The 7,556-nt window shown below is 68.9% G+C and carries 4 protein-coding genes; all 4 read right to left on the reverse strand.

All coding sequences use genetic code 11. The features are described 5' to 3' along the window. The coding region (locus G3436_RS29250) for an amino acid adenylation domain-containing protein (protein ID WP_476644185.1) at positions 1 to 4,373 on the reverse strand (4,373 nt) is incomplete at its 3' end. Next, on the reverse strand, positions 4,331 to 7,033 hold the full coding sequence (locus tag G3436_RS29255; protein ID WP_476644183.1) for a non-ribosomal peptide synthetase: 2,703 nt from the start codon (positions 7,031 to 7,033) through the stop codon (positions 4,331 to 4,333). The genes G3436_RS29250 and G3436_RS29255, both read right to left, overlap by 43 nt. Then, a complete protein-coding gene (locus tag G3436_RS29260) occupies positions 6,978 to 7,376 on the reverse strand; it encodes a TubC N-terminal docking domain-related protein (RefSeq protein ID WP_476644184.1) in 399 nt (132 codons plus the stop codon). Before G3436_RS29260 ends, G3436_RS29255 begins: the two co-directional genes overlap by 56 nt. Further along, on the reverse strand, positions 7,373 to 7,556 hold a 184-nt coding region (locus G3436_RS25665), incomplete at its 5' end, for a phosphopantetheine-binding protein (protein ID WP_163951011.1). The genes G3436_RS29260 and G3436_RS25665, both read right to left, overlap by 4 nt.

Consider the following 7,556-nt stretch of genomic DNA (forward strand, 5'->3'; position numbering starts at 1 on the left):
AGCGCCCAGGCCAGGTGCATCAGGCTGGCGGGGCTGACCCCCAGCGCACGCGCCTGCTGGCGCGCCTGGCGGCCCAGGCCGTCGTCGATGCGCTGGCCGAACTCGGCCGGTACCTGCGCGTCGGCCAGTGGCGCGAGCCCGTAGGGCAGGCTCGGTTCATCGATATCGCCCAGTCGGGCCTTGAAGTAGGTTTCGTGAGCGGCGTCGTCCAGCCCCAGCAGCGTCTGCGCAACGTAGTTGCGATACGGCACCGGGGGCGCCAACTGTTGCGCCTGCCCCAGCATCACCGCCTGCATTTCTTCGCGAAGCAGCTCCAGTGCAACGTGGTCCATGACCGCATGATGGAACAGCAGCGTGGCCATCAGGCGCTGCCCCACCGGGTCACGGGCGTACACCAGCCGCAGCAACGGCGCCTGGGTCAGGTCCAGCCGAGCGTGCTGCAGCCCGTCTTCGAGCGACTCGCCCATGGCCAGCGACGGGTGCGCCTGCACCTGCAGCGGCGCCTCGCGCCACACCACCTGCACCGGGTGCTGCACGCCCTCCCAGAACAGCGAGGTACGCAGGATGTCGTTGCGTTCGATCACGCGCTGCAAGGCATGGGTGAAGGCGCCGAGGCGCGCTTCGTCGGCAAACGTGAAGTGGGCCTTGAGCAGGTAGGGATCACCGCCGCTGGCCGTCAGGTGGTGGTAGAGAATGCCCGTCTGCAACGGGGCCAGCGGATAGATATCCTGCACATTGGCCGCACCACCGGGCACCTGCGCGACGATGCGGTCGATGCTGTCCTGCGACAGCGCCACCAGCGCCAGCAAGTCGGGGGTAATGTGCGTACAGCCGGCATCGATCAGGTTGTGCGGTACCTGCACCGCGTTGTCCGTGCCCACGGCGCTGGCAAGCGCCGCCAGGGTCGGCTGATTGAACAGCACGCGGATATCGGCCCGCAGGCCCTGCTTGCGCATGCGCGCCAGCAGCGTGACCGCCAGCAGCGAATGCCCACCCATTTCGAAGAAATTGTCCTGCCGCCCTACCCGTCCCACACCTAGCAACTGCGCCCACAGGTGCGCCAGGGCCACCTCGGTGTCGCCCTGGGGGGCTTCGTAGGGACGGGTCGGCAAGGCGTCGGCACCCGGTGCGGGCAATGCCTTGCGGTCGAGCTTGCCATTCGGGCTCAGCGGCAGCGCCGCCAGGTGTACGAACAGCGCAGGCACCATGTAGTCCGGCAGGTGGGCCAGCAGCGCGTCACGCAAGGCTTGCACCGCCAAGGCAGCGGGGCCCGTGTAGTAGGCTACCAGCCGCTTGTCGCCTGGCTGGTCTTCGCGCGCCAGTACCACGGCCTCCTGCACACCGGGCTGCGCGGTCAGGCGCGCCTGGATCTCGCCAAGCTCGATGCGCAAGCCGCGAATTTTGACCTGGTCGTCGTTGCGCCCCAGGTATTCCAGGGTGCCGTCGGCCAGGTGCCGCGCCAGGTCGCCGGTACGGTACAGGCGTGCGCCGGGGCGCGGGCTGAACGGGTCGTCGAGGAAGCGCTCGGCACTCAGTTGTGCGCGGTTGAGGTAGCCACGCGCCACCTGCACACCGCCGATGTACAGCTCGCCCACCACCCCTTGGGGCACGGGATGGCCCTGCTCGTCGAGGATGTACATCGCGGTGTTGGCAATCGGCTTGCCGATCGGCGTGTTGTCTGGCGTCTGCGCCAGGGGCTCGGCGCAGTGCCAGGCCGTCACATCCACGGCCGCTTCAGTCGGCCCGTACAGGTTGTGCAACTGCACGCTCGGCAACTGCGTCTTGAACCGGCGTACCAGGCTGCCCGGCAGCGCTTCACCACTGCACAGCACCCGCGTCAGGCGATCGACCGCAAAGGCCTCGTCGTGCGCCAGGAACACATCGAGCATGGACGGCACGAAGTGCAAGGTGGTGATGCGTTCGGCCTGGATCACCTCGCGCAGGTACGCGGGGTCCTTGTGCCCGCCGGGGCGCGCCATGACCAACCGGGCGCCAGTCTGCAAGGGCCAGAAGAACTCCCACACCGACACGTCGAAACTGAACGGAGTCTTCTGCAACACCGTATCGGCAGCGTCCAGCTGGTACGCCTCCTGCATCCACAGCAGGCGGTTGACCACGCCCGCATGCTCGTTCATCACCCCCTTGGGCTGGCCGGTCGAGCCAGAGGTGTAGATCACATAGGCCAGGTGGCGCGGGGTCAGCCCGGCAACCTGCGGGTTGGCGTCGCTGCAGGCCTCCCAGGTTGGCTGCTGCAGGTCGATCAGCGGCACCTGCACGTCGCCCAGCAGCTCGCGGGTAGCGGGCTCCACCAGCAGCGCGACCGGCGCACTGTCGTCGAGCATGTAGCGGATGCGCTCCAGTGGGTAGGTCGGGTCGAGCGGCACATACGCGCCCCCTGCCTTGAGAATGGCCAATAGGCCGACCACCATCGGCACGCCACGTTCGACGCAGATCGCCACCCGGTCATCGGGTTTCACCCCCTGCGCGATGAGGTGATGGGCCAGCCGGTTGGCCGCCTGGTTGAGCTGCGCATAGTTCAACTGCGCGTCTTCGGCCTGTACCGCCACGGCCTGCGGCGTACGCAGCACCTGGGCTTCGAACAGCCCGTGCAGGTGCTGCTCAAGGTCGTAGTCGGCCGCCGTATCGTTGAACGTTACCAGCACACGCTCGCGCTCCGCCGGCTGCAGCAGCGCAACATGCGCCAGCACCGCCTGGTCATCCTCGACCATGCTGCGCAGCAGCTGTTCCAGGTAACCGGCATAGCGCAGCACCGTGGCCTCGTCGAACAATGCAGTGGCGTACTCCAGCGCCCCGTGGATGCCCTCGGGGCCCGCCGTCAGGCTCAGGGTCAGGTCGAACTTGGCAAACGGCAAGGTGGCGCCCATCGATGTCACCGCCAGCTCACCCAGTTGCAGCGAGGTGCTGGTGTGCGTGTTCCAGCTCAGCGAGGCCTGGAACAACGGGCTGTGCGCCAGGCTGCGCGGCGGGCGCAGCACCTCCACCACCTGTTCGAACGGCAGGTCCTGCTGCGCCTGGGCCGCCACCACACAGGCCTTGGTGCGCGCCAGCAACGCCGCCACATCGGGGTCACCCGAGGTGTCCAGGCGCAAGGCCAGGGTGTTGACGAACAGGCCGATCAGCCCTTCCACTTCGGCGCTGCGCCGGTTCGCCACGGGCGAGCCGATGACCACCTCGCTCTGGCCGGACAGGCGTGCCAGCAACACTGCCCAGGCCGACAGCACGCTCATGTACAGGGTCACGCCGTGACGTTGGGCAAGGGCCTCCAGTGCAGCGCACACGCCAGCGTCCAGCTGCAGCGCGACACTGCCGCCGGCATAGTCCTGCTGCACCGGTCGTGGCCGGTCGGTCGGCAGCATCAGCAGCGCCGGTGCCCCGCTCAGTGTCTGCTGCCAGTAGTCGGCCTGGCGCTGCAGCACCTCGCCGCGCAGCCAGTCGCGCTGCCAGGCGGCATAGTCGGCGTACTGCAAGGCCAGCGGTGCCAACGGGTCGTGCTGGCCGGTGCTGAACGCCTGGTACAGGGCCTGCACCTCGCGGGTGAGCACCTCCATCGACCAACCATCGGCCACGATATGGTGCACCGTGAGCAGCAACGCATGCTCGTCGTCGGCCAGGCGCAACAACCGGCCCCGGATCAAGCGGCCGGCCGACAGCTCGAACGGCGCTTGCGCCTCCTGTTCGACCCGCGCCGACAGCAACTCGGGCTGTTCGCGCAGGTCTTCGCAGGTCAGGACGAGGTTGTCGGCGTGTGCCGCATCAAACAGCACCTGCGCCTGTTCGTCCTGGGCAATGAAGCGGCTGCGCAGCGTCTCGTGCCGCGCCACTACCTGCTGCAGCGCCCGACGCAAGGCCACGCTATCGAGGGCCCCGCGCAGGCGCAGGGCCAGCGGAATGTTGTAGGCCTGGTTGCCGCCGTCCATCTGCGCCAGAAACCACAGGCGCTGCTGGGCGAACGACAGCGCCAGGGGTTCGCCGCGCGTCACTGTCGGGATGGCCGGCAACGGGCTGGCCGCCGCCTCGCCCAGGCAGGCGGCGACGGCAGCCAGCTCGCTGTTGGCGAACAGGCTGCCCAGTTCCAGCTCCAGGTCCAGGCGCTGACGCACCTGGGACACCATGCGCATGGCCAGCAGCGAATGACCGCCCAGCTCGAAGAAGTGATCGTGACGCCCCACCTGCTCGACGTGCAGCAGCTCGGTCCACAACTGCGCCAGTGCCGTTTCCAGCGGCCCTTGCGGCGCCACATGGCCGCGATTGATCAGCGCCGTGCCGTCCGGACGGGGCAGCGCCCTGCGGTCGAGCTTGCCGTTGGCGGTCAGCGGCCACGCTGCCAGCCGCACATAGGCGACCGGCACCATGTACTCCGGCAGTTGTGCCAGCAACTGGCTGCGCAGCGGCTCGGCAGTCGGTGCATCATGCCCGTCGTGCACGGTGAAGTACGCCACCAGCGAACCTGCCCTGGCGCGTCCTCACGGGCCAGCACCACCGCTTCGGCGATACCGGGCAGGCGGTTGAGCTGTGCCTCGATCTCGCCCAGCTCGATGCGCACCCCGCGCACCTTGACCTGGTCGTCGTTGCGGCCCAGGTACTCCAGCGTGCCATCGGTGTTCCAGCGCGCCAGGTCGCCGGTACGGTACAGGCGCGCAGCGGGCTCGGGGCTGAACGGGTCGTCGAGGAAGCGCTCGGCGGTCAGGTCCGGCCGGTTGAGGTAACCGCGCGCCACCCCCGCGCCGCCAATGTACAGCTCACCTGCCACGCCGAACGGCACCGGTTGCAACTGCGCGTCCAGCAGGTAGGCACGGGTGTTGGCGATCGGCCGGCCGATGTCCAGCGCGCCGCCCGGCAGCAGCGGCCCGGAGGTGGCGACCACGGTGGCCTCGGTGGGCCCGTAGTTGTTGACCACGGCAAAACCGGGGTCACGGCTGAACTGGCGCAGGCGGTCGCCGCCGATCAGCAAGGTGCGCAAGGTCGGATGGCGCAGGTCGCGGCTGAACGCGTATTCGGCCACCGGGGTGGGCAGGAATGCGACTTGCAGCGGTTGTGCCAGCCACCAGTCGAGCAGCGCATCGAGCTGTTCGTTGGCGATCTCGGCCGGCGGCAGGTGCAGGGTCGCCGCCGCGCACAGTGCGGGCCACACCTCCCACGCCATGGCGTCGAAGCCGAAACCGGCGACGCTGGCGGTGTGGCTGCCCGGTTGCAGGTCGAAGGCCGCGCAGTGCCAGTCCACCAGGTTGTTCAGGCTGCGGTGCTCGACCATCACGCCCTTGGGCTGCCCGGTGGAGCCGGAGGTATAGATGACGTAGGCCAGGTGCGCGGACGTGAGCCCCGGCACCTGCGGATTGTCCGGGTGTTGCGGCCAGTGCGGGCGGTCCAGGGCCAGCACCGGCACCTTGCCAGCGGGCACGCGGTCCAGCAGCGCCAGCTGGGTCAGCACCAGCACCGGCGCGCTGTCGTCGAGCAGGTAGTGCACGCGCTCATCGGGGTGGGCCGGGTCTACCGGGACGTAGCCGGCACCGGCCTTGAGCACGGCCAGCAGGCCGACCAGGGTCTCCAGGCCGCGCCGCGCCATGACCGCAACGCGGTCGTCGGGGCGCACGCCCAGGCCGATCAGGTGGTGCGCCAGGGCGTTGGCCTGGCGGTTCAGTTCGCGGTACGTGAGCGACTGCGTGCCCACCTGTGCGGCGATGGCGTCGGCATGCTCGATGGCCTGACGTTCGATGCGCTGATGCACGGTAAGGTCGGCAGCGTAGCCCACCGGGCGCGGGTTCAATGTATCGAGCACGGCCGCGCGCTCGGCCGGCGGCAGCATCTTCACCTGCGCAACCGGGGTGTGCGGGGCCTGCTCCAGGGCGTCCAGCAGGTGCTGCATGGCGCACTCCAGGTACGCGCAGATACGCCGCGCATCGATGCCGGGCGCGGCCTGTGCGGTCAGGCTGAAGCCTTCACCCAGGTCGTCGACGCTCAGTACCAGCGGGTAGTTGCTGCGCTCTTCGGCCTGTACCACCTCGATGCCCTGCCAACTGACCCCGCCGCTGGGCACCGGCGCACTGTGGCGGTAATTGAGCAGGCTGTTGAACAACGGCGTGGGTGCGACCACGCCACTGCAGCGCTGGGCCAGGGCCAGCGGCGCGTGTTCGTGGCGCATCAGCGCGGTCAGCCGCTGGTGCGTGGTGTGCAACGCGTCCTGCACGTGCTGATGCTGCAGGTCCAGGCGCAGCGGCAAGGTGTTGATGAAGATGCCCAGGGCCCGCTCGGTGGCTTCGGCGCCGAGCAGACGGCCCATCAGCACGGTACCGAACACCACGTTTTCGCCGCCGGTGAGGCCGGCCAGCACGCGCGCCCAGCCCAGGTGAAACAGGCTGGCGACACTCACCCCGTGCTGGCGCGCCTGGCCACGCAGGCGCAGGCACACCGCAGGCGCCAGCGCCAGGCTGTGCTCGAGCACGCCGCTGCCGTCGCCCGACAGGTCTTGCAGGCCGTAGGCCAGGGTCGGCGTGTCGAGGTCGCCAAGCATCTCGCGAAAGAACGCCTCGTGCTGCGCCTCGCTGACGCCCAGGCAGGCCTGGGCGACATAGTTGCGAAACGGTACCGGCGCGCCCAGCGATTCCGCCTGGCCTTGCAGGCAGGCCTGGATCTCGTGGCGCACCACCTCCAGGGCACTGTGGTCCATGGCGATGTGGTGGAACAGCAAGGTGCCGTGCACCCGCTCACTGCCGGGGTTTTCACGGTAGTGCAGGCGAATCAGCGGGGCCTGCCCGAGGTCCAGGGTGCCCGGTGCATCGGCAGCCTGCACGCTCAGCTCGGCATGCCGCCACACCACCTGCACCGGTGTCTCCAGCCCCTGCCAATGCACCGAGGTGCGCAGGATATCGTGGCGCGCCACCACCCGGCGCAAGGCCTGGGCGAAGGCCCGCAGCCGTGCGTGGTCGGCGAAGGCGAACTGCACCTGCATCACATACGGGTCATCGCCGCGTGCACTGGCGTGGTGGTACAGGATGCCCTGCTGCAGCGGCGCCAATGGGTAGATGGTCCTGCACGTTGGCGGCGCCGCCAGGCACGGCGGCCACCAGCGCGTCGATGCTGGCCTGGTCGAGGTCGACCAGGGTCAGCATGTCCGGGGTGATATGCCGGCAGCCGGGCGCGATGCGGTTGTCCGGCAGTGCGCTGCCGGCACGGTTGCCATCGCTGTAGCGGCCCTGCTCGATCATCGCCACCAGCGCCGGCTTGTGTTCGCGCAGGCGTGCCACCAGGCCGCTGTCGCTCAGGGCTTGTCGGTTGCCCTGGATCACCAGCTGCCCGTCCTTGAGCGCCAGTTGGATGTCGTTGTGCTTCAGTGTCGCCAGCAGTTCGTGAATGCTCACAAGACGATCTCCATTCTGTCTGTGATGGCGGCATAGCCCGCCAGTGTCGGTTGTTCGAACAGCGCGCGCACATCGGCCTCCAGGCCCTCCTGGCGCAAGCGCGCGGTCAGGCTGACCGCGAGCAGCGAATGGCCGCCCAGTTCGAAGAAGTTGTCATGCCGGCCCACCTGTTCCACCCCC

The organism is Pseudomonas brassicae (assembly GCF_010671725.1).
Lineage (GTDB): Bacteria > Pseudomonadota > Gammaproteobacteria > Pseudomonadales > Pseudomonadaceae > Aquipseudomonas > Aquipseudomonas brassicae.